12 protein-coding genes are annotated in these 22,567 nt (G+C 75.6%); 8 read left to right on the top strand and 4 right to left on the bottom strand.

Going from position 1 to position 22,567, the window contains the following annotated elements; genetic code table 11:
* Window positions 1-27: 27 nt before the first annotated feature.
* The 4 genes from ACSRUE_RS33685 (at window position 28) to ACSRUE_RS33670 (ending at window position 5,247) form a co-directional block, all read left to right on the top strand.
* Window positions 28-1,650 carry a serine/threonine-protein kinase gene (locus ACSRUE_RS33685; RefSeq protein WP_441287175.1) on the top strand — a complete coding sequence of 541 codons (1,623 nt, stop codon included), beginning with the start codon at window positions 28-30 and terminating at the stop codon, window positions 1,648-1,650.
* A complete protein-coding gene (locus ACSRUE_RS33680; RefSeq protein WP_441287174.1) occupies window positions 1,647-2,741 on the top strand; it encodes a PEGA domain-containing protein in 1,095 nt (364 codons plus the stop codon). Before ACSRUE_RS33685 ends, ACSRUE_RS33680 begins: the two co-directional genes overlap by 4 nt.
* The gene (locus ACSRUE_RS33675) at window positions 2,738-3,646 is read left to right on the top strand and encodes a hypothetical protein (protein ID WP_441287173.1); all 909 of its coding nucleotides are present in this window, start codon (window positions 2,738-2,740) and stop codon (window positions 3,644-3,646) included. Before ACSRUE_RS33680 ends, ACSRUE_RS33675 begins: the two co-directional genes overlap by 4 nt.
* A gap of 770 nt (window positions 3,647-4,416) precedes the next feature.
* On the top strand, window positions 4,417-5,247 hold the full coding sequence (locus tag ACSRUE_RS33670; protein WP_441287172.1) for a hypothetical protein: 831 nt from the start codon (window positions 4,417-4,419) through the stop codon (window positions 5,245-5,247).
* A gap of 18 nt (window positions 5,248-5,265) precedes the next feature.
* On the opposite strand, the gene ACSRUE_RS33665 is transcribed toward ACSRUE_RS33670, so the two are convergent.
* A complete protein-coding gene (locus ACSRUE_RS33665; RefSeq protein ID WP_441287171.1) occupies window positions 5,266-7,392 on the bottom strand; it encodes a thrombospondin type 3 repeat-containing protein in 2,127 nt (708 codons plus the stop codon).
* Window positions 7,393-7,453: 61 nt separating this feature from the next.
* Complete coding sequence (locus ACSRUE_RS33660) at window positions 7,454-8,689, bottom strand: hypothetical protein (RefSeq protein ID WP_441287170.1); 1,236 nt, start codon at window positions 8,687-8,689, stop codon at window positions 7,454-7,456.
* A 175-nt stretch (window positions 8,690-8,864) separates the two neighbouring features.
* On the opposite strand from ACSRUE_RS33660, the gene ACSRUE_RS33655 reads away from it, so the two are divergent.
* The 4 genes from ACSRUE_RS33655 to lon all read left to right on the top strand — a co-directional run bounded on the left by ACSRUE_RS33655 (window position 8,865) and on the right by lon (window position 15,246).
* The gene (locus ACSRUE_RS33655; RefSeq protein ID WP_441287169.1) at window positions 8,865-9,860 is read left to right on the top strand and encodes a PEGA domain-containing protein; all 996 of its coding nucleotides are present in this window, start codon (window positions 8,865-8,867) and stop codon (window positions 9,858-9,860) included.
* Window positions 9,861-9,865: 5 nt separating this feature from the next.
* Window positions 9,866-11,848, top strand: coding sequence for a hypothetical protein (locus ACSRUE_RS33650; RefSeq protein ID WP_441287168.1), 1,983 nt, complete (start codon window positions 9,866-9,868; stop codon window positions 11,846-11,848).
* 76 nt (window positions 11,849-11,924) lie between these two features.
* On the top strand, window positions 11,925-12,776 hold the full coding sequence (locus tag ACSRUE_RS33645) for a hypothetical protein (protein WP_441287167.1): 852 nt from the start codon (window positions 11,925-11,927) through the stop codon (window positions 12,774-12,776).
* 52 nt (window positions 12,777-12,828) lie between these two features.
* A complete protein-coding gene (gene lon, locus ACSRUE_RS33640; RefSeq protein WP_437768302.1) occupies window positions 12,829-15,246 on the top strand; it encodes an endopeptidase La in 2,418 nt (805 codons plus the stop codon).
* Between the two features lie 64 nt (window positions 15,247-15,310).
* Here lon and ACSRUE_RS33635 read toward each other — a convergent pair whose 3' ends face one another.
* Both ACSRUE_RS33635 and ACSRUE_RS33630 read right to left on the bottom strand, forming a co-directional pair.
* Complete coding sequence (locus ACSRUE_RS33635; protein ID WP_441287166.1) at window positions 15,311-19,381, bottom strand: UvrD-helicase domain-containing protein; 4,071 nt, start codon at window positions 19,379-19,381, stop codon at window positions 15,311-15,313.
* On the bottom strand, window positions 19,378-22,533 hold the full coding sequence (locus ACSRUE_RS33630) for a PD-(D/E)XK nuclease family protein (RefSeq protein ID WP_441287165.1): 3,156 nt from the start codon (window positions 22,531-22,533) through the stop codon (window positions 19,378-19,380). Before ACSRUE_RS33630 ends, ACSRUE_RS33635 begins: the two co-directional genes overlap by 4 nt.
* Window positions 22,534-22,567 lie beyond the last annotated feature (34 nt).

Here is a 22,567-nt window from a genome sequence, read left to right as displayed (position 1 = left end):
GGAGGCAGCCCCAGCGCGGGAGCGTCCGTGAGCTCACCGGTCACCGAAGGTCAAATTCTATCGGGGAAATACCGGGTCGAGCGCATCCTCGGGCAAGGGGGCATGGGCGTCGTCGTCGCCGCGTTGCACGAGCAGCTCCACCAGCGGGTCGCCATCAAGCTGCTCCATCCCGGCGCCAACGACGAGATGGTGGAGCGCTTCGTGCGCGAGGCGCGCGCGGCGGTGCGCCTGAAGAGCGAGCACGTCGCGCGCGTGCTCGACGTCGGGACGCTCGAGACGGGCGCGCCGTTCATGGTGATGGAGTACCTGGACGGCAGCGACCTCCAGGAGACGCTGCGGCGGCGCGGCCCGCTCGAGCTGGAGGAGGCCGTGGGCTACGTGCTCGAGGCCTGCGAGGCCATCGCGGAGGCGCACGCGGCCGGCATCATCCACCGCGATCTCAAGCCGGCGAACCTCTTCCTCACGCGCGCGGCGGACGGCAGCGGCATGGTGAAGGTGCTCGACTTCGGCATCTCGAAGGCGCTCGCGGACCCGTCGACGGCCGGGGCCGAGCCGGAGCTCGGGCTGACGAAGACGGCGATGGTGCTCGGCTCGCCCCTCTACATGGCGCCCGAGCAGATGCGCTCGGCGCGCTCGGTCGACGCGCGCGCCGACATCTGGTCGCTCGGCGCCATCCTCTACCAGCTGGTCACGGCGCGTGTCCCCTTCGACGCGAGCTCGCTGTCCGAGCTCATCCTGATGATCAACACCGAGCCGCCGCCGCCCCCGACCACGTTCCGGAGCGACCTGCCGCCGGGCCTCGAGGCGGCGATCCTGCGCTGCCTCGAGAGGGACGTCACGAAGCGCTTCAAGTCGGTCGCCGAGCTCGCGGGCGCCATCGTCGATTTCGGGCCTCCGCTCGCGCTGGCCTCGCTGGAGCGGATCGAGCGGACGCTGGGGCTCGTCCCCGCGGTCTCCTTCCGGGACCGGGCGAGCTCCGTGCGCGAGCGCATGAGCACGCCGCCCCCCTGGCAGACGTCGCAGGAGCGCGTGAGCGGCGTCCCCGCGGCGACCGCGCGGCACAGCGCGGCGCCGCCCGCGGGCGCGACGGCGGGCGGTGCGGCCGGCCACACGGCTGGCCCGGCGGGCACCGCGCCCGGCTGGACGGCCGGGGGCGCCGCGCCCGGGGCGCGCTCGCGGAGCGGCGTCGTGCTCGCGCTGGCCGTGGTGGGCGCCGCCGTGGTGATCGGCGGGGTCCTGCGCTTCGTCACGTTCCATGGCGGCGCGGACGCTCCTCCCGCCGACCTGTCCGCCGCGACGGCGACCGCCTCCGCCGAGCCCTCGGCGCCCGCGACGCCGGCCCCGCCCCCACCGGTCGCGCCTCCGGAGGTGACCGCGGAGCCGCAGCCGCCGGCGACCGTTGCGCCGTCGGCGACCGTGTCCCCGGTGGCGACCGCCGCGCCGGTGGCCACCGCGGCGCCGCGGCCGACCGCCGGGCCGAAGGCGCCGGCGAGCGCGACGCCGGTCGCCACGGGCCCTCGGCCGAAGCCCACCGCCGCGCCCTCGGCCCCACCGACCGCGACCGCCGCGCCGACCGCGACCGCGACCGCGACTGCCGCGCAGCCGGGGAGCATCTTCGATGTGCTGAACGACAAAGGTAAGCCCAGATGAGTTGGCCAGGAAGCGAACGGCTCCCGCTGTGGAGCCGCAGGGGCCGGCGTACCGGCGCCGCGGTCGCGCTCGGCGGCGCCGTGCTGACGGCCCTCGCGCCCGCGGGAGCGCAGCCGGCGCCCGCGGGGGCGCAGCCGGCGCCCGCGGGGGCGCAGCCGGCGCCCGCCGCGGGCGCGCCTGCCGTCCAGGGGCCGCTGTCCGCGACGCTCACCGGCGAGGCCAAGGCCGAGTACGAGGCGGCGCGGATCCTCTTCAACGACGGCGACTACCGCAACGCCATCATCAAGTTCGAGCGTTCCTTCGAGCTCTCCGGCGACCCGCGGCTGCTCTGGAACATCGCCCTCTGCCAGAAGAACCTGAAGCGCTACGCGCGCCTCCTCGGGACGGTCGAGAGGCTCCTCAGGGACGCCGGCCCCCAGCTCGGGGAGCAGGATCGCCAGGACGCCGCCGCGCTCATCGAGGCGACGAAGGCCTACGTGAGCCGGCTCGATCTGAAGGCCAGCGAGGCGGGGGCCACGGTCTTCGTCGACGGCGAGGAGGTCGGCCGGACGCCGCTGAGCGAGCCCGTGCTGCTCGACGTCGGCACCCGGAAGATCCGGGTGACCAAGAAGGGCTTCAAGGACGTCGAGGTCTCCCAGCAGGTGACGGGCGGCGGCGAGGTCACGGTGACGGCCACGCTGGAGAAAGAGGTCCATCAAGGGCGGCTCATCGTCACGGCGCCGCCGGACGCCGTCATCTCCATCGACGGTCGCGTGGTCGGCCGCGGCGGCTACGACGGCCCTGTGCCGAGCGGCGGTCACGCGCTCCGCGTCACGGCGTCCGGCATGGTGACGCACCAGTCCGAGGTGATGATCCAGGACGACCAGACGCGCCGCGTGCAGGTCACGCTGGTCCCGCAGCCCAGGCAAGGGAACGTCGAGACCTGGCTCTGGATCGGCGGCGGCGTGCTGGTGGTCGCGGGCGCGGTCCTGGTCGCCACGGGGGTCTTCGGCCCGGAGCCGCCGGTCGACGGCCGCACGTCGCCCGGCTCGGTCTCCCTGGCCCGGAAGGGCGGCGCCACGTTCACGATCCCCTTCGGGGGTGGCCGATGAGCGCCGCCGCCCGGGCGGCGCTCGCCGCGCTCGTCGCTGTCGCGCTAGGAGGGTGCTCTCCGCCGGACGAGATCATGCTCGCCGTCTCGACGGATCTCGCCATGCCCGAGGACTTCAGCGCCCTCCAGGTGCAGGTGTTCGAGGGCGGCACCCCCAAGTTCTCGGCGACCTACGAGCGGCTCGGCAAGCCCGACGCCGCCGCGCGCCTGCCGGCGACGATCGGCTTCTACTCCTCGAGCGGCGGGGGCGACTCGATCCGGATCAAGGTCAGCGCCCTCATCGGGGACGAGCTCGGCGCGATACGCATCCTGCGCGAGGCGGCCACGAGGATCCCGAAGAACCGCGTCGCGCTGCTGACGCTGCCGCTCAACTTCCTCTGCGACGACTCGGGCGAGAGCGACGAGAGCGGCGGCGTGGTGAACAAGCACTGCTCGGAGGGGCAGACCTGCGTGGCGGGGGCGTGCGCGTCGAGCGAGGTCGACGCGGGTGCGCTCCCCGACTACGCGCCCGGGGACGTCTATGGCGGCGGTGACGGCGACGGCGACGGCGATTGCTTCGACGTGACGGCCTGCTTCCAGGGCACGACGCCGGCGGAGGTCGACGCGGCGTGCTCGATCGCGGGCGAGGCCGGGGTCCCGCTGAACGTGGCGCTGGAGACCGCCGCGGGCGACGGGATCTGCGATGACGCCGACCGTTGCCTTGTGGCGCTCGACGCCGGCAGCGCCGATGGCTTCCGGGTGGCGGAGGACGGGCGGATCCAGCTGCCGACCGCCGTCTGTGATCAGGTGGCCGCCGGCAAGATCGCGGCCGTCGTGACGTCGCCGGTGACGGCCGCGTGCGTCCAGAAGACCGTGGGCCTGCCGACGTGCGGGCCGTGGTCGGCGTCGGGCTCCGCGAAGCCGTGAGGATGGAACCGCCAAGAGACGCCAAGAAACGCCAAGAAACGCCAAGAAACGCCAAGAAAAACACAAAAATTGGCGTCTTTGGGCGTCTCTTGGCGGTTCAAAAGACCTTACCTTTGGCCGGAGTCCCCCTCCATCCACCCGAGGGCTCGCCGTCCGGCGTTCCGGCAGGTCGCGATCTGGGCGAGCGCTCGACATCGATGTGCCGTCGAGAGCGTGACCTGGGCTGACGCTCGTCGTCCGGCGTTCCGGCAGGTCGCGATCTGGGAAAGCGGTCGACAGCGACCCGCCGTCAAGGACGTGACCTGGGCTGACGCTCGTCGTCCGGCGTTCCGGCAGGTCGCGATCTGGGAGGACGCTCGAGCTCCGGTGTCCCGCCGAGAACGCGACCTGAGCTGACGCACGTCGTCAGGCGCTCGCCCAGGTCGCGATCTGCCCGAGCGCAGGAGCTCGACGCGCCGGCAAGGTCGCGACCTCCCCAGGACCTTGCCAGGCTCGCGGAGCCCAGGTCCACACCTGGGCTTTCCTTCAAAATTATGCTCCGCGCCAGATCGGGGGCGCCTTCCTCCGGCTTTTGTGAGCCTCGGCCCATGACGGGCGCCGGTGAGGGCCGTCACGTCGCGTCGGTCACCCCGAGGCGCGCCCCGGGGCCGCGCTGCGCGCTCCGCGGTTGCTCCTGTAATCGGGTGTCATCGACAGGACACGAGACCGGCGCTTCCCTGGCACGACACGCTGTCCCCCACGTGGAGGTCTGTCCCATGTTGAAACACCTGATGATTGAAGAGATGGTCGCCCTCGTCGCTCCGTGGATCGAGGATGCCCAGCGGAAGCGGCTGTTCCTGTCGATCCCGGAGATCGCCGGGCTGCACGACAAGGTGGCCGAGGTCCACGGCGCCGTGCTGGCGGTTCGCCCGACCAAGACGGGCGTGTCGGCCGGGATGACGGCCTTCAACGAAGAGATCTCGAGGGTCGACGAGCGCCACGATCACCTGGCCAAGGCGGTCTCGTACGGCATCGACGCGCACCGCGAGCACTGTCTGGCGGAGGAGCCGCCGGACGTCGGGCGGGCGGAGGCGTGTGATCAGGCCCAGGCCAGCCTGTTCCCGACCGGGCTCGCCATCATCAAGGCGTCGCCCACCGCGGAGTCGGGCAACACGGCGCGGATCGCCCGGCTCCTCGACGAGGAGCCCTCGATCGCCGCGTTCCTCAAGGCGATCCCGGCGCCCGGCAAGACGACGCTGCTCCACACCGTGCAGCGGTGGATCGCGTCGGGCAAGGAGCTCTCGACGATCGAGCACCGGCGGGACGCGCTCGCCGCCAAGGAGAAGACCGCGCCGGTCGTGAACGCGACGATCCTGGCGGCGCGCAATCAATGGCTCCGCGTCGTCGCCGCGGTGCTCTCCAACCTGGAGATCTCCAGCGCTCCGGCGGAAGCCATCGAGACGATCCGCGGCCCCGTCCTGAAGGCGTCCGAGCGAGCCGGCAGGCGCTACGCCGGCGGCAAGGCCGGGAGCGCCGGCGCGGAGGGGCCTCGCCAGCCGGCGGCAGCGGGGGAGGGGGGCGCCGCCGCCGGAGGCGCCCCTGTCAGCACGGCCGTGGAGTGACGCGGCCGTCGGCGCGCGTCACCCGCGCCGCCGCCGCCACCGCGCGAGGAGCGCCGCAGCGGCGAGCCACGCCGCTGCCGAGCCCGCCGGCCCGCCGGCGCCCGCCGCGAGCCCGCAGCCGTTGCCGTGCGCCCGGGGGTCGCCGCGCAGCGGCCTGGGGGTGAGGCCCTCGCCGCCAGAGCCGTCTTCGCCGCCGCCCGCACCGGCGCCGCCGCCGCCCGCACCGGCGTCGCCACCGCCCGAGCCCGCGTCGCCGCCGCCGCCCGAGCCTGCGTCGCCGCCGCCCGCACCGTCTTTGCCGCCCGCGCCGCCGCCTCCGCTGCCGGCGTCGTCGGGCACGCAGCCGCCGGCCACGCAGGTGCCGCCGGGGCAGCGGGCGCCCTCGTTGGGGAAGAGCGCGCACTCGCCGTGCCTCGGGTGGCACTGCGCGGAGGTGCAGACGTTCCCGGAGGGCGCGCACGCGACCGGATCGCCGCCCTTGCAGACGCCGCCGTCGCACGCGTCGTTCCGGGTGCAGGGGTCGCCGTCGTCGCAGGGGGTGCCGTCGGGCTTCGCCGGCGCGCTGCAGTCGCACGCGTCGCCGACGTGGTCGCCGTTCGCGTCCTCCTGCCCTTCGTTCGGGAGGAGCGGGCAGTTGTCGTCGGCGTCGGGTACGCCGTCGCCGTCGTCGTCGTCGTCGCACCGGTCGCCGTAGCCGTCGTCGTCGCCGTCGCGCTGGCTCGGGTTCGCCGTGAGCGGGCAGTTGTCGCCGTCGTCGGGCGCGCCGTCGCCGTCGTCGTCGCCGTCGCACGCGTCGCCCTCGCCGTCGCGGTCGAGATCGGACTGGTCGGGGTTCGGGATGGAGAGGCAGTTGTCCACGCCGTCCTCCACGCCGTCGTCGTCCCTGTCCAGCGCGTTCAGGTCGCACGCGTCGCCCCGGCCGTCCGCGTCGGCGTCGGCCTGATCGGGGTTGGGGACGAGCGGGCAGTTGTCGACCTCGTCGCCCAGGCGGTCGTTGTCGTCGTCGTCGTCGCACGCGTCGCCGCGCTCGTCCGGCGGCGACTCGTCCTTGTTGTTCTCCTGCCCCGCGTTGGGCGCCGACGGGCAGTTGTCGATGTCATCGGGCACGCCGTCGCCGTCGTCGTCGGGATCGCAGGCGTCGCCCGCGCCGTCGCCCTCGAGGTCCGACTGATCGGCGTTCGGCGTGAGCGGGCAGTTGTCGTCGCCGTCGAGGACGCCGTCGCCGTCGTCGTCGCCGTCGCACGCGTCGCCCTCGCCGTCGCGGTCGAGATCGGACTGGTCGGGGTTCGGGACGGAGGGGCAGTTGTCGTCGAGGTCCTTCACGCCGTCGCCGTCGCCGTCGCCGTCGCCGTCCGCGTCCCAGTTGACGACGTAGGACCGCTCGCGCGCCGACATCCCGGCGAGCGCCGGCGCCGGGAGCGCGTCGAGGTGGGCCGCGCCCGCGTGGGAGTCGGCCCGGCTCGCGCGCTGGCCGCCGAAGTGCATGACGATCCGCGTCCCCCCGGGCGGCAGCTTCAGGGTGAACTCGACGACGGGCCCCTGCGTCGCCGCGCAGTCGAAGGTGGTCATCCCGACGCTCCCCGGCACGATCGCCGCGGAAGGCCCGAAGAAATTGAAATGGAGGCTCGGGTCCCCCGCCATGTCGTCGGCGTCGTCCGTGGCGAGCCATCGATCCGCCGGCGTGAACGCCAGATCGCCCGTGTACGACTGCGTGATGGTGGTGCCGTTGTCGGATCCGACGTTGGTCTCGATCCGCACGACCGCCGTCCGCTCGCCGGTGGTGGGGTTGCGGAGGATCTCCAGGAAGCGCGCCCAGCCCTCGTCCGTCGGCACGTAGATCTTCCGGGTGACCTCGAGCTCGCCCATCAGCGCCGGCCCGTGGACGAGCTGCCGCCCGTCCATCTCCTCGGCCCGGGGCGAGGAGGGGAAGCTGGTCCCGTCCACCCGCAGCGCCATGCCGGTGTCGAAGGCGTCGTTCGTCCCGTCGCCGATCACCCCGTCCATGCCGATGTCCCACCGGAAGGCGAGGCCATCGATGAGGTCCTGCAGCGGGCCGGCGGCGGAGCACTGCGCGGCCGCGCTCCGCGGCGCCGCGGCGAGCGCCAGCGTGACGCCGAGCGCGGTGATCATGACGGTTCGCTTCATCCTCTTCACCCTCTCTCGCCGCGCGGGGCCGCGTCCCATGGCCCGATCGCGCTCGTCGCCGTCATCGCCCCGCGCCGCCCGCGGCCGGCCCCTGCTCGCCTTGCGCCGGCTCGGGGCAGCCGCGCCGCGACGGGTCGCCGCCCCCGGAGCCCGCGGCCGCGTGGGGGCAGAGGTCGTCCTGATCGGCGACGCCGTCCTCGTCCTCGTCCTCGACGGGGCAGCCGTTCCTCTTCGCGTCGGCGCTGGCCGGGCCGTGCGCGTACGGGCACGCGTCCCGCGCGCCGGGGATGCCGTCCATGTCCGGATCCGCGTTCGCGTCCGCCGCCGCGCCGGCGGGCGGCGGCGCCGGGGGAGCCCACGCCACCGTCCCCATCGCGCGGAACGACGGCGTGCCGATCGCGTCGCCGATGCCCGGCCCGGCGGCCGCCCCGACGACGAGGCCGGCGAGGGGGCGGAACGGGCGGAACGGGTGGAACGGGCGGAACCGCGCGCCGAGCAGGAGCTCCGCGCTCGTCGTCCTCTCCACCTCGACCCGCTCGCGCGCGGTGAGCGACAGGGAGCCGCCCTGGAGCATCGTCTCGGCGACCACCTCCGCGCCGAGCTGCAGCCGCTCGTCCCAGAGGAGCACGCCCGCGCCGCCGCCATAAGCGAGCGTTGAGGGGCTCTCGGAGCTCCGCATCACCGCGCCGGCCGCGACGCTCCACACGACGCGCGCGATGCGCCCGCCGAGCAGGAGCTGCGGCGTGACGCGGACCGCGCCCTCGCCGACGTACGCGTCCGAGCTGCCCGTGGGCAGGTGCAGGGACGCGCTCGTGCCGAGCTGGAAGGGGTCGCCCTCGTCGCCGAGCAGCCGGACGCGCACGCCGAGGCGCAGATCGCCGAGCTCCGGGGAAGACGGCGCCTCCGGGGCGCCCGCGCCGGCCGCCGCCGCGGCGCCGTCGCCGCTCTGGGCGAGCGCGAGCGGCAGCGACGCCGAGACGAGCAGCCGATCCCACAGCGAGAGGGAGCCGCCGACGTGGAGGAGCGACTGGCTGCCGACGATCGTCCGCTCCGGCGAGGCGCCGCCTCCGAGCGTGAGCAGGTCCTCCGCGTGGTCGAACAGGGCGAGCCCGCGCGGGACCAGGTGCCCTCCGATGAACGGCGACGGCACACCGAAGAGCGGATCCCCCGCGGGTGTCGGCTCGAACCGGCTGAGCGCGACGGCGCCGGGCCCCTCCGCGCGCGCGGACGACGGGCCGAGGGCGATGCCGATCAGCGCGCCCGCGAGCGCCGCGCCCACCGTGATGAAGCCTCTCATGGGCGCCGGATGGTATCCCCGCCACCGCAAGCGGAGCAAAGGCGATTTGTCCGAGACGTTTCCAACAGTTGCTCGTGCGGCGCGTGCATCGGGTAACATCGCGGTGATCCGAGCTCGAGAGTCGGAGAGTCGGGGCGCGGCCATCGCGGCGTGCCTCCGCCAGCAAGGAGCATCGATGCGAGGGAAGCACCTGGGCCATTGGGGGCGCGCCACCGCGGCCGCGCTCGGCGTGTGGCTCGCGGCGGGCGTCGCCGCGGCCCAGCCGGCGCGCACGGCGCCCGCGGCGACGCCGCCCGCCGAGGCGCCGCTCGCGGAGTCGCTGACCGGGATGGCCAGGGCCGAGCACGGGGCGGGCGCCGCGCTGTTCGACGACGGCGACTACGCGGGCGCGCTCGCGCGGTACGAGCGCGCCTACGAGCTGTCGCGCGATCACCGGCTGCTCTGGAAGGTCGCGCTCTGCCAGAAGAACCTGCGGCGCTACGCGTCGATGCTCGCGACGCTGCGCCGGCTGGAGGCCGAGGGGGGCGCCGCGCTGTCGGCGCGCGACAGGCAGGACATCGCCGATCTGCTCAAGGCCGCCGGGATCTTCGTGTCCCTCCTCGCGATCACGGCGAGCGAGCCGGGGGCCGCGGTGTTCGTGGACGACGAGCCGGTCGGGACGACGCCGCTCGCCGCGCCGGTGCGGGTCGACATCGGCGAGCGCCGCATCCGCGTGTCGAAGCCGGGCTTCGTCGATTTCGTCCGGCAGGTGAAGGTCGTGGGCGGCGACAGCGTCGTGCTCGAGGCGCGGCTCGACCGGGCGGTGCACCGGGGGCGGCTCGCCATCGCGGCGGGGCAGGACGATCTCATCGCGATCGACGGCAAGGTGGTGGGCAAGGGCCGCTGGGAGGGCTCGGTGCAGAGCGGGACCCACGCGCTGCGGGTGACGGCGCCGGGGATGGCGCCCCACGAGGCGCAGATCCTGGTCCGCGACGACGAGCGCCGCCGGATCGACGTGTCGCTCGAGCGCGCCGCGCAGCGGGGCGGCGCGAGCAAGTGGCTCTGGATCGGCGGCGGCGCGGCGATCTTCGCGGGCGCGCTCGTCGCGGGCTCGCTGCTCTTCGAGCCGGGGACGCCGGCGGAGCAGGGCAGCCTGGGCACGGTCCCGCTCGGCTTCGGAGGGAGACGTTGATGCGGATGAAGCGGACGAAGCGGACGAAGCGGGCGAAGCGGACGGGACCGATGTCGGCGGCGGCGTTGCTCTCGCTCGCGGCGGCGGCGGCGGGGGCTCCGGCCTGCGGCGGGGAGAAGGGGCAGCTCATGGTCGTCTTCCAGACGGACATGTCGCTGCCGAAGGACATCGATACGGTCCGGATCGAGGCGACGCTCGACGGGTCCGTCGTCTACGACGAGACGTTCGAGCGGCTCGGGAGCGAGGGGTCGATCCTCCTGCCGGCGACGCTGGGCTTCCTCACGCCCGACGACCCGTCGCAGGCGCTCCGGGTGCGCGTCATCGCGAGCCGCGGCGGGAAGGACGGGGTGCGCCTGCTCCGCGAGGTGCTGACGACCGTGCCCGAGGGGCGCACGGCGACGCTGCACATGCCCATCCAGTTCCTGTGCGACGGCTCGGCCGAGGTCGAGCGCGACGAGCAGGGCAACGCGCGGCGGGACGCGGAGGGCAACGTGCTCGTCAAGAACAGCTGCCCCGAGGGCCAGAGCTGCGTCGCGGGCTCGTGCGTGCCGCGCGAGGTCGACTCGCGCGCGCTGCCCGATTACGAGGCCGTGGCGGTGTTCGGCGGCGGGGCCGGCGACGGCGACGGGCTCTGCTTCGACACGCTGCGGTGCTTCGCCGCCGCCGCGTCGGCGCCGGTCGATCTCGAGGCGTTCGCCGCGGACGGCACCGTGTGCCGGGCCGCTGCGCCGAGCGGCGACGTGAACGTCGCGCTGCTCACGCAGGGCGGCGGCATCTGCGGCGAGAGCGCGTGTTTCGTGCCGCTCGACGCGGAGAGCGACGCGGGCTTCCGGGTGGAGGAGGGCAACGTGCTCCGGCTGCCGGTCGAGGTGTGCCGGCGGGCGCAGAGCGGCAAGCTCGCGGGGCTCGCGATCGCGGCGGCGGGCGAGGGGCAGTGCCGCAGGAAGGGCACGGATCTGCCGACGTGCGGCCCGTGGTCGGCGCTGCAGGGCGGCGAGTCCACGAGGCCCGACGCGTCGGCGCCGGTCCCCATCGCTGTGGCGCAGGTCCACCCGGTGTCGCTGCAGGTGGCGGGGGGCGGCGTGACGTGGATCGCGGGCGCCACGTTCGACGGGGAGGGGATGGCCCACGAGGACGGGGAGCTGAAGACGGCGCCCGTCGGCGGCGGCGATCCGCTGATCCTCGGCGCGACGCAGGCCTCGCCGCGGGATCTCGCGATCGACGAGGCGCGGCAGGTGGCCTTCTGGACGAACGCGGAGGACGGCACGCTGCGGGTGGTCCCGCTCGCGGGCGGCGAGCCGCGCGTGCTGCTCGCGGATCTGGAGCAGCCCGAGGGGCTCGCGCTCTCGGGCGGCGCGCTCGCGTGGACCGAGCTCTGGGGAGGCGGCGTGTTCCGGGCGCAGCTGAGCGGCAGCGGCGCGGACGTCGAGCTCGGCGCGCCGGAGGAGCTGACGCCGGCCGGCGCGGCGTTCTCGTCGCCCTACCGCGTGGCCAGCGCGGGGGACACCGTGTGCTGGACGTACCAGGGCACGCTGGGCAGGACCGACGGGGCGGTGGCGTGCCGCGTGGGGGAGGCCTCGGTGACGATCGCCGCGGAGCAGCTCACGCCGCGCGAGATCGCGCTCGACGTGGACGGGGAGGGGAGCGCGGCGGCGGTCTACTGGGCGAGCTTCGAGGGCGGCAGCGTCTTCCGGGCGGACCTGAGCGGGGCGGAGGTCGGCGCGCCCGAGGAGATCGCGTCGGATCAGGGCCAGCTGAACGGCCTCGCGGTGGACGAGGGGCACGTGTACTGGACGCGGCGCGACGCGGGGACGGTCGTGCGCATGCCGAAGGGCGGCGGGGAGCAGGAGGTGCTGGCCTCGGGGCAGGCGCGGCCGGGCGACATCGCGGTGGACGAGGCGACCGTCTACTGGATCAACGAGGGATCGCCGGACGGCAGCGACGGCGCGCCGGTGAAGGACGGGGCGGTGCTGAAGCGCGCGAAGTGACGGGGGCGCCGGCGAGCGCAGGGGGCCGCGCCGCGCCATCTGCGCGCTCGCCGCCGCGTGTGCTATGGCGCGATCCGTGAAACGCACGGCGCTTCTCCTGCTCGCCCTCGCGCTCCCGGCGTGCGGATCGAGCTACGCACAGCAGGGCCCGAGCGACACGCTCCGGGCCTACGCGCAGGCGCTCCAGGAGGGGCGCGTCGACGCGGCCTACCGGCTGCTCTCGGACGAGGCCAAGCGGTCGATGTCGCTCGAGGCCTTCCGGCGCGCGGTGCGGGACAACCCGGACGACGCGCTCGAGATCGCCCGCGCCATCGCGCGGCCCGCGGCCGATCCGGTGGTGACCGCGACGGTCACCATGCCGAACGGCGAGGAGCTCCTGCTCGTCTTCGAGGGCGGCCGCTGGCGGCTCGACGCGGCGGCGGTCGATCTCTACGGTCAGGCGACGCCCCGGCAGGCGCTGGTGGGGTTCCTGCGGGCCTTCGAGCGGAGGCGCTACGACGTGATCATGCGCTACGTTCCCGACGCCGAGAGGGAAGGCCTCGTCGAGCCCGCGGGCGCCGCGCCCGATGAGGCAGGCGCGCTCGGCGAGGCGGGCTCCGCGCGCGCCGGCGGCGAGAGCCCGGCGCAGCCCGCCGGACCTGGAGCCGCGCCGCCCGGCGCGGGAGCTGACGCGGCGCAGAAGCCTGGCGGTCGGCCCGGGACGGTCAAGGCCGCGGCCGACGCGGGGCAGCTCACGCCCGAGAAGCTGAAGAGCGCCTGGGAGGGGCCGCAGAAGGAGCAGATCAACCGGGTCGTCCAGGCGATCAAGGCGGCGCTGCCGACCGCGACCATCGAGGAGACCGGGGACAGCGCGTCCATGGCCTACGGCGCCGGCGGCACGGTCGCTTTCACGCGCGAGCACGGGGTCTGGAAGATCAAGGACTTCTAGCGGCGCGCCCGCGTCATGGCTTCGAGAAGAGCGCTGTACTAGGGTTGTCTGCATGCCGACCGGCGATCCTTCTTCGCGAACGCCTCCCTCGCCCGACGCGGATAGCGTCCCGATCCTCCCGCTGCGCAACTCGGTGCTGTTCCCGATGTCGGTCGTGCCGATCAACGTCGGTCGGCCGCGGAGCGTGCGCCTCGTCGAGGATCTCCTCGGCCGCGAGCGCGCGCTGGTCGGCGTGATCAGCCAGAGGTCGCCCGACGTGGACGAGCCGACGTTCAAGGAGCTCTACTCCGTCGGGACCGTCGCGCGCGTGGTGAAGGTCATCCGGCTCGGCCCGAACAACTACTCGGTCGTGCTGAACGGGCTCGGCCGCTTCCGGGTGAAGTCGGCGTTCTCACTGGAGCCGTACATGCGCGCGCGGATCGAGCGCATCCCGGAGTCGCTCGTCCGCGATGTGGAGCTCGAGGCGCTCGGCGCGGGCCTGCGCGAGGCGACGCGCGAGGTGCTCGGCCTGATGCCGAACCTGCCGCGCGACACGGCGGGCATCCTCGACAACGTGCGCGAGCCGGGCGCGCTCGCCGATCTGATCGCCTCGAACTTCCCGCAGGCGCAGGCCTCGGTCGGCGACAAGCAGGAGATCCTCGAGGCGTTCGACGTGAAGGCGCGCGTGCGCCTCGTGCTCGCGATGGTCGGCCGCCAGCTCGAGGTGCTGCGGGTCAAGAAGGAGATCTCCTCCATGGTGCAGGAGGAGATGGGCAAGTCGCAGCGCGAGTACATCCTCCGGCAGCAGATGAAGTCGATCAAGGAGGAGCTCGGCGAGGGCGGCGACGACGACGAGATCGAGGAGCTCCGCGAGCGCATCCGGCGCGCCAAGGTGCCGGCGGAGGTCGACAAGGTCGTCCGCAAGCAGCTCAGCCGGCTGCGCTCGATGGCGCAGCAGTCGGCCGAGTTCAACGTGACCAAGACGTACCTCGAGTGGATCGCGGATCTGCCGTGGTCGAAGACGACGGTGGACAAGCTGAGCGTCGAGAGTGTGCGGCGCTGCCTCGACGAGGATCACCTCGGGCTGGAGAAGGTGAAGAAGCGGATCGTCGAGTACTCGGCGATCCGGCAGCTTCGCACGGACAAGAAGGGGCCGATCCTGCTCTTCATCGGGCCGCCCGGCGTCGGCAAGACGTCGCTCGGCAAGTCGATCGCGCGCAGCATGGGGCGCCGCTACGAGCGGATCGCGCTCGGCGGCGTGCGCGACGAGGCGGAGATCCGCGGGCACCGGCGCACGTACGTGGGCGCGCTGCCCGGGCGCATCCTGCAGGCGCTGAAGAAGGCGGGGACCAAGAACCCGGTGCTCGTGCTCGACGAGGTCGACAAGATGGGCGTCGACCTGCGGGGCGATCCGGCGGCGGCGCTCCTCGAGGTGCTCGATCCGGAGCAGAACTCGACGTTCCAGGACCACTACCTCGACCTGCCGTTCGATCTGTCGCAGGTGATGTTCCTCGCGACCGCGAACAACTGGGACGGGATCCCGGGGCCGCTCGTCGACCGCATGGAGGTCATCGAGGTGCCCGGCTACACGCGGACGGACAAGCTGGGGATCGCGCGGGAGTTCCTGGTGCCGAAGCAGCTGTCGGCGCACGGGCTCACGGACGAGCGCCTGGAGTTCACGGAGCCGGGCATCGAGGCGGTCGTCGACCACTACACGCGCGAGGCGGGGGTGCGCGGCCTGGAGCGGCAGATCGCGGCGGTGTGCCGCGCGACGGCGGTGAAGGTCGCCGAGGGCCACGACGTGCACGAGGTGGCGACGCCGGAGCACGTGGAGCAGGTGCTCGGCCCGCACAAGCACCGCCCCGAGATCGCCGAGCGGACGCTCCAGCCCGGGGTCGCGACCGGCCTCGCGTGGACGCCGGCCGGCGGCGAGATCCTCTTCATCGAGGCGACGAAGATGCCGGGGAAGGGCAACGTGGTGCTCACCGGCAACATGCGGAACGTGATGCAGGAGTCGGCGAGCACGGCGGTGAGCTTCGTGCGCAGCAAGGCCGATCGGCTGCACCTCGATCCGGAGTGGCTCAAGGAGATCGATCTGCACGTGCACATCCCGCAGCACGGCACGCCGAAGGACGGGCCGAGCGCGGGCGTGACGATGTTCTCCGCGGTGGCGTCGCTGCTGCTCGGGGCGCCGGTGCGCAGCGACGTCGCGATGACGGGGGAGATCTCGCTGCGCGGGCGGGTGATGCCGGTCGGCGGCGTCAAGGAGAAGCTGCTCGCGGCCCACCGCGCCGGGATCCGGCACGTGCTCATCCCGGCGAAGAACCGGCGCGACCTCGAGGACGTGCCGCAGGACGTCAAGGATCAGATCCAGATCACGATGGTGTCGTCGATGGAGGAGATCCTGCCGCTCGTGCTGGAGCCGCCGCGGCGCGCTCCGGCGCAGAGCGCGTCGCAGGAGGAGATCGAGGAGCAGGCGGGGGCGCGGTAGGAGCGAGGTCGTCGAGGGGGGCGTCGCCGTCTTCGCTCGATGGGCTTCGGGGGCCGCGGCGGCGCTAGCCGTGGCAGGCCCGCACGAAGCCGCAGCGCAGCTTGCGGCACGCCTCGACCGGGACGCCGTCGAAGCGATCCTCGGCCCTCGCCTCGGCGAAGCGCTCGGCCAGCCGGGCGAGCTCGCGCTCGAACCGCGCGTGCTCGTCGTCGGTGAGCGTCCCCATGGGGCCCGAGGCCGGGAGCCACGCGGGCTCGACCTCGGCGCCGACGAAGAGCACGCCTGCGCGGACGGGGCGGTCGGGGTGGCGCCGCCTGAGCGCGAGCGCGCACGCGCGCAGGCGGAGCTCGTACGGCGAGAGATCCGCCCGGGGGCGCGCGCGCTTGTACTCGACGATGTCGACGAGGCCGCCCGGGTGCAGGACGGCGAGATCGATGGCGAGCGAGAGCGCGAGCCTCGCGCCGCGCCGCCGTCCGGCGCCCTGGGGCTCGACGTCGAGCACGAGCGCCTCCTCCCGGAGGAGCGATGCCTCCTCGCCGCGCACCTGCCGCGCGTAGGGGCCGTCCAGGAAGCGCGCGACGCGCTCCGCGGTGCGCAGCACGTCCGGGCCGTGCGGCGGGAAGCCCTCGAAGGCGAGGCGGGCGGCGACCTCCTCGGCCTCGGTCGGCTCACCCCAGCGCGCGCGCGGCCAGCGCTGGAGCACCCGGTGCACGGCGCGGCCAGGAGGGCGAGGGTCCGCGCCGTCCTCGAGCTCGACGCGCTCCTCGCCCGGCAGCTCGGGCGGGCCCTCGACGTCGAACAGGCCGAGCTGGCCCTCGCCGGCAGGCTCGCCGATCCCGAGGAGGTGGCGCAGCCGGAAGCGGCGCGGGCACGCCTGGAACGCCGCGAGGGACGCGGCCGCGACCAGCACGGTCTGCGCGCGCGCGGGCCCCGTCGCCGGCGGCGCCCGGGGGGCCGGCGCGGCGCGCGCGTACGCGTCGGTGCCGGGCGCGGGCGCCTTCGCCCCGGCGAGCAGCGCGCTGGCGTCGAGCGTCGCGCGGATGGCGCCGGCGAGCGTGGAGGCCTCGATGCCGAGGTCCGCCGCGGCGCTGCGGGGCTCGCCGTCGGCTGCCGCCGCGGCCCGGGGCTCGGCGTCGACCGCCGCCTTCAGCGTGAGCCACGCCGAGCCGCTCCGCGGCTTCGCCTCGGCGCCGACGAGCACGAGCTCGCGGCGGGCGCGCGTGATCGCGACGTACGTGAGCCGCTGCCGCTCGGCGCGCTCCCGCGCCCGCACCTCGGCGCGCGCCGCCTGGAGCGCGGGCGTGCTGACGGGCAACAACGGCCCGCGCGCCGACGCCCCGGCGTCGTGGAGCGAGCCGGTCCGCGACCGCCCGTCGACGACCCGCGCGAAGTGGCGCACGAGCAGGGCGGCGGGCCGGTCCCCCGCGGCGGGGACGTAGCTCAGGCCGGGTTGAGCCGCGCGGGGCTCCGCGTTGAGATCCAGGAGCACGACCGCCGGGAAATCGAGCCCCTTGCTGGCGTGGATCGTCGTGAGCCGCACGGCGTCGTCGTCGGGCGAGAAGACAGCGGCCTCGGGCTCGTCCGCCTCGTCGCGGATGCGGCGGTCGAGCCAGCGGACGAAGCTCGCGAGCGAGCCGCCCCGGCGGCGGGCGATGGAGACCAGGCGGTCGACGTTGCCGAGGCGGGCCTGCGCGCGAGGGAGCGCCGCGATGACGCGGTCGAGATCGAAGACGGTGACCGCGGCGCGGATCGCCTCGCCCGGCGTCGAGCGGAGCGCGGCGCGGCGCAGGCCGGCATAGCGGGCGCGGAACGCCTCGAGCCGCTCGCGGTCCCCCGCGGGGAGGCGCGCGAGGGCGGGGAGCGGGCGCCCGCCGTCGAGCTCGGCGTCGTCGGGCGAGGGCGACCAGGCCCCCTGCGCCGGCGCGGCGGCGGGCCAGCGGCCGAGCAACGGGACCGCGAGGCCGCGGCCGGGAGGCGCGAGCAGCGCCAGCGACGTGTCGGAGAGCGCCACCACCGGGCCGCGGAGGACGGTCGCCAGGGCCAGGCGATCGCGCGGATCGAGCAGGAGGCGGAGGATCGCGGCCAGATCGCGGACCTCGGCCGCGTCGAAGAGCGCGCGGCCGGCCACCACGTACGGGATCTCGAGGCGCGCGAGCGCCAGCTCGACGAGCGGGATCGTGCTCCTCCGACGGGTGAGCACGGCGACGTCGCGGAAGCGCAGATCGCCGGTCGCGGCGCCGTCGCGGCCAGCGGCGCCGTCGCGGCCAGCGGCGCCGTCGCCGCCCGCGCCGCGGACGCGCCGCGCGATGTACGCGGCCGCGATCAGCGCCTCGCGAAGCTGCCCGCGCGCGTCCCGGACGAGGGCGTCGACCCCGTCCGGAGCGCCGCCGCCGTCGCTGACGAGCACGACGTCCGTCGGGCCCTCCGCGGCCCTGCCCGGCGCCGCGACGAGGTGCTCGGCCGCGCTGTAGGCGATCTCGAACTCGCGCGGCGAGGCCGGGGGCGCGCCCGCGTCGCCGTCGCCCGCGCCGCGATCCTGGGCGAAATCCCGCGCGGAGAAGGCGTTGATGAACGCGAGCAGCTCGGGCGTCGACCGGCGGCTCTCGCGGAGCGCCACGAAATCGGCGCTCGGATCCGGCGACCAGAGCGCGGGCGCGAGCTCGAGCGCGCGGCCCGCGGCGGCGCCGGCGAGCTCCGCGCAGACGCGGCAGAAGATGGAGACGTCGGCCCCGCGGAACCCGTAGATGGACTGCTTGCGATCGCCGACGAGGAACAGGCCGTGACCGGACAGGCTGGCCGCCGTCGGGGCCGCGCCGGCCGGGCGCGCGAGGGCGGCGTCGTCCCGCTCGCGCAGGAGGTACACGAGATCGCGCTGCACCGCGCTCGTGTCCTGGAACTCGTCGACGAGCAGCACGTCGACCGAGCCGCGGACCGCCGCGCCGATCGCCGGATCGTCCCGCAGGCCGTCGCGGGCGGCGCGCAGGAGATCCCCGAACCCGAGGCCGCCCTCGGTGCGGCGGATCGCCGAGAGCCGCTCGCGGATCTCCTCCAGCAGCTCGATGATCCGCGCCTCGCGGCGCGACAGGGCCGGGGCCTCGCGGAGGAAGCCGAGCAGCTGCTGCGCCTTGTCGCGGTGGGTCTCGCCCGGCAGCGCCTCGCGGAAGGCGATGAGCGCCTCGTCGGCCGGCGTCGTCGACTTGCTCTTGTGCGGCTTGCGCTGCGTGAGGAGCTCGATGAGCGGGGCGCTCGCCGCGCTCGCGGGGAAGGGCGCGCCGCCGTCCTCGCGGCCGAGCGCCGCCACGAGCGCCGCCGCCGGCGCGCGGAAGGCGGCGCTGCCGAGCGCGGCGCTCCCGGCGGCGAGGCGGCGGAGCTCCCGCGCGAGCGCGCTGGCCTCGGCAGCGTGGTCGGACACGGCGAGCCGGCGCGGCGCGAGGCCGTCCTCGTCGAGCCGGTCGAGCAGCCGCGTGACCTCGCTCCGCGCGGCCTCGACGCCGCCCGTCGCGGCGATGAGCGCGCGCGCCGCCTCGGCGCGCTCGCCCCCCTCGGCGAGCGCGCGGCTCAGCGCCTCGTCGACGGCGAGGTCGCTGAGCGCCTGCGCCTCCTCCTCGTCGAGGATCCGGGCCGAGGGCGAGAGCCCCATCGCGATCGCGTGCCGGTCCACGATCTGCTTGGCGACGCCGTGGAGCGTGTCGATGCGCGCGGCGGGGAGGCGGGCGAGCGCCTCCTCCGCGCGCTTGCGCAGCTCGGCGACGGGCAGCGGCGCGCCGCCGCCCGCGCCGGCGAGGCCGGCGACGGCCGCCTGCCGCGCCCGGAGGATGTCGGCGAAGGGGATGTCCGCCTCGCCGTTCCAGCGGGCGATCTCGCGGAGCGATCGCTCGACGCGGTGGGCGATCTCCCGCGCCGCGGCGCGCGAGAACGTCGTCGCGACGATGCGGTCCGGCGGCACAGGCGGCGCGGCGGACGCGGCGTCGGGCAGGCCGACGGAGGTGAGGCCGAGCGTGAGCAGCACGTAGAGCGCCGTGAGGCGGTGGGTCTTGCCGGTGCCGGCGCTCGCGGCGACCACGACGTTGCGGCGGAAGGCGTAGATGAGCGCGTCGCCCTCGGCGAGCGCCGCGCCGCGCGGGGCGGCGCTCACGCGACCTCCTCCGCGGCCTCGTCGCTCGGCACGACCGCGGGGCGGCGGCACACGTCGCGCGCGTCGCACCGCGCGCACATCGTCGAGAGCGCCGGCCGCGGCGCGGCCTTGCCCTCCCAGAGCGCGACGACCGCGGCCCGCGCGGTGCGCGCGGCCTCGGCCCAGCCCTCGGCGAGCGCGCGCTGCTCGTCCGCCGTGCGCGGCCACAGCTCGATGAGCCCGCGCTGGCGCACGCCGATGTAGACGGCCCGCACCTCCTCCGCGCCCAGCGCGCGCGCCGCGATGGCGCTGTACAGCGGCAGCTGGAGCGCCCGCCGCCGCTCCTTGGCGTCGGGGAGCTTGCCGGTCTTGTAGTCGACGACCCGCACGACGCGCTGGTCGGTCGATCGATCGAGCCTGTCGATCTGGCCGTCGACCCACAGGCTCGGGCCGCCCTCCTCGTCGGACAGCGGGGGGAGCTCGAGCGGCTGCCACGGGGGCGGCTCTCCGGCGCCGAAGCGCCGCTCGGCCAGGAAGAAGCGGAGCTCCGGCGACGCGTCCTCCCCGTCTCCGTCGAGCGTGCGGGCCACGACCTCCATCACGTCCGCGATCGCCTTCTCGACCGCCTCGCGGCGGAGCGGGGCCATGGGCGCCGAGGCGCCGAGCGCCGCCTCGGCCGCGGCGCGCGCCGCCGCGAGCTGCTCGGCCGGATCGCGCTCCGGGCCGAGCTCGCGCAGCGCCTCGAACGAGGCCTGCAGGGCGCGGTGGATCAGCGTGCCGCGCTCGCGCGCGTCGGCCGACTCGGCGAGATCCTCGGCGCGGCGCACGTGCAGGACGCGGCGGGCGAACGCCGCGAAGGCGCAGCCCACGGCGCGCTCGATGTGGGTGACGGCGATCGGCCTGCCGGGGTGCGCCCCGCCGATCGCGGCCCTGAGCTGCGCGGCGAGCGCGGGATCGCGGTCGACGAGGACGCGGCCCGTGTGGAGGTCGATCGGCGCGCGCGGATCGAGGAAGAAGTCCGCGCGGGCGCGCTCGATCCGGATCCGCTCCGCGAGGTCCGCCGCCGGCCGCCCGCCGCCCGCGAGGGCGATGAGCTCCGCGTCGCGCGGGCCGAGGGGCGCCGCGTCCGGGGCGACGCGCGAGGCGGGCTCCGTCCGCTGCTGCGCGCCGGCCGCCGCGGCCGCGACGAAGCGCGGGTGCGGCTCGTTCGGCTCGCTGTCGTCTACCCCGCGCGTGTAGCAGACGGCGACGCGCCGGGCGCCGGCGAGCGCCCAGCCGAGCTCCGCGCGCTGGGCCGCCTGGCGCTCTCGCCCCGACGCGGGGCGGCTCGGCGCCGGCAGCCTCCCGCGGAGCGCCTCGCCGAGCAGCGTCTCGTCCGCGCCCGGGCTGCCGCCGTAGGCGCGCGCGTCGAGCCCGGTCACCACCACCACGTCGTGCTCGAGCGCCGTGAACCCCGCGGGGACGTCGATGCGCACCGCGCCGGCGCGGCCGGCGTCGCCGCGCGGCCCGGCGCCCTGCTCGGCCGCGGCCCGCTCGAGCTCCGCGTAGATCTCGGCCGCGGTGGCGGGGCGCTCCTCGCAGCCGAGGTCGTACGCGGCCCGCGCGAGCGCCTCGGCCTGCTCGCGGATCGCGCGCGCGGCCCGCGCGCCTTGACCCATCGCACCCATCGCACCCATCGCCTCGAGCGCGCCGCCGCTCCGCCGCTCGCCGCGCAGCGCGGCGCGGAGCTCCTCGATCCCGGGCTCGCCGAAGCCCAGCTTGTCGAGGAGCGACAGGAAGCGCCGCACGATCTCGGGCCGCGTCGCCGCCTCGCCGATCCAGCGGGCGCTGGCGAGCAGCCGCTCCAGCGCGTGCGGCATCCACGCCTCGTCGTCGCCGTCCTCGTCGCCCTGCGCGCCGCCCAGCACCGAGAGGCCCAGGGCGAGCTCCGCGTCGCTCAGCGCCTCCTGCGCTGTCATCGGTGGCGCCGGCGGCGTCCGCGCCGTCCCTGCGCGGCGGTCCGCGCGGCGGGCCGCCACGACCGAGATGAGGCCGTCGATGAGCAGCCGGCCCGTGCGATCCACCTCGACCGGCACGTCGCGCAGCCGGTGGGCGAGGTCGGTCGAGCGCCGCTCCGCCTCGGCGGCGGACGTGCGGTCCATCCAGGCGCCGGCGTGGACCCCGGGGGCGCGGAGGATCTCGATCGCCTGCTCGCGGCGCACCGGCCCGACGGCGAGGCGCAGGATGGCGAGCGCGACGCGCCCGTCGGGGCAGCTCGCGGCGGCGCGGCCGCGCGGCTCCGACGAGCGGACGCCCGCGTCGGCCAGCGCGGCGCGGAGGGGCTCGAGCGCGGCGTCGTCGAGCGCCGGCACGACGACGGCGATCCGCTCGGGCGGGATCCCGCGGCCGAGCGCGGCGGCCACCTCGGCGGCGGCGGCGCGCGCCTCGCCCTCCGGGGTCCTCGCCGCGATGGCGGCGAGCGGCTCCGCTCCGCCGTCGGGCACCCACGCGATCTCCGGCGCGTCCTCGAGCGAGGCCCAGCGCCGCTCCAGGGCGTCGGCGACCGGCGCCGCGCCGTCGTCCGGCAGCGCGGGCAGCTCGACGGTGACGCCCGCGCCGCCGCGGGCGCGGACCGCGGCGTGGAGCGCCTCGACCCAGGCGAGATCGTCCGGCTCCCAGGCCACGGCGCCGCGGATCGCGACCTTGCACGGGAGCGGGAGCGCGGCGGACGCGCCGGCCGAGCGGAGCGCCCGCGCGAGCAGGAACCCCGCGCAGCGCGGGTCGACGAGGCGCGCTGCCCGCAGGGCGGCGTCCGCCCGATCGAGGACCTCGGCGATGGCGATCGCGGACGGGGTCCCGAGCGCCCGCAGCTCCGCCGGGGAGGTCCCGGCGCGCCGGAAGCTCCCGAGGGCGCGGTCGAGGGCGTGCGCTAGCGCGACGCGCGCGGCGGGCTCGGCCGGCTGCCGCAGCCGATCCGGCGGCAGAGCGTCGAGGGCGAGCCGGGTGGCGAGGCGGGTGGTGTGAGGGCTCGCCAGGGCGGCGTCCGGCGCCAGCAGGGCGAGCGCCTCGGAGACGAAGCTCCACCGTGAGCGGATTTGCTGGTCCGCGGTGCGCGCGTCGCGCAGATCGAGAGAGGCGAGCTCGCGTTCAACGTGCCGCTCGGTCGGGACAATGAGGAGCGATGTTCTGCTCACCACCGCGAGACGGCCGAGCGCCGCTCCCGGGAAG

The organism is Sorangium sp. KYC3313 (assembly GCF_052075895.1).
In the GTDB taxonomy this organism is placed as follows: Bacteria; Myxococcota_A; Polyangia; order Polyangiales; family Polyangiaceae; genus Sorangium; species Sorangium cellulosum_B.
Note: the sequence above shows the minus strand (reverse complement) of the source record. Positions and strands in the feature narration are given on the sequence as shown.

What these genes read in the sequence shown, in the direction of transcription:
- ACSRUE_RS33680 (WP_441287174.1), top strand. Translation starts at nt 1,647, where the DNA reads ATGAGTTGGCCAGGAAGCGAACGGCTCCCGCTGTGGAGCCGCAGGGGC.
- ACSRUE_RS33675 (WP_441287173.1), top strand. Translation starts at nt 2,738, where the DNA reads ATGAGCGCCGCCGCCCGGGCGGCGCTCGCCGCGCTCGTCGCTGTCGCG.
- ACSRUE_RS33670 (WP_441287172.1), top strand. Translation starts at nt 4,417, where the DNA reads ATGATTGAAGAGATGGTCGCCCTCGTCGCTCCGTGGATCGAGGATGCC.
- ACSRUE_RS33665 (WP_441287171.1), bottom strand. Translation starts at nt 7,392, where the DNA reads ATGAAGCGAACCGTCATGATCACCGCGCTCGGCGTCACGCTGGCGCTC.
- ACSRUE_RS33660 (WP_441287170.1), bottom strand. Translation starts at nt 8,689, where the DNA reads ATGAGAGGCTTCATCACGGTGGGCGCGGCGCTCGCGGGCGCGCTGATC.
- ACSRUE_RS33655 (WP_441287169.1), top strand. Translation starts at nt 8,865, where the DNA reads ATGCGAGGGAAGCACCTGGGCCATTGGGGGCGCGCCACCGCGGCCGCG.
- ACSRUE_RS33650 (WP_441287168.1), top strand. Translation starts at nt 9,866, where the DNA reads ATGAAGCGGACGAAGCGGACGAAGCGGGCGAAGCGGACGGGACCGATG.
- lon (WP_437768302.1), top strand. Translation starts at nt 12,829, where the DNA reads ATGCCGACCGGCGATCCTTCTTCGCGAACGCCTCCCTCGCCCGACGCG.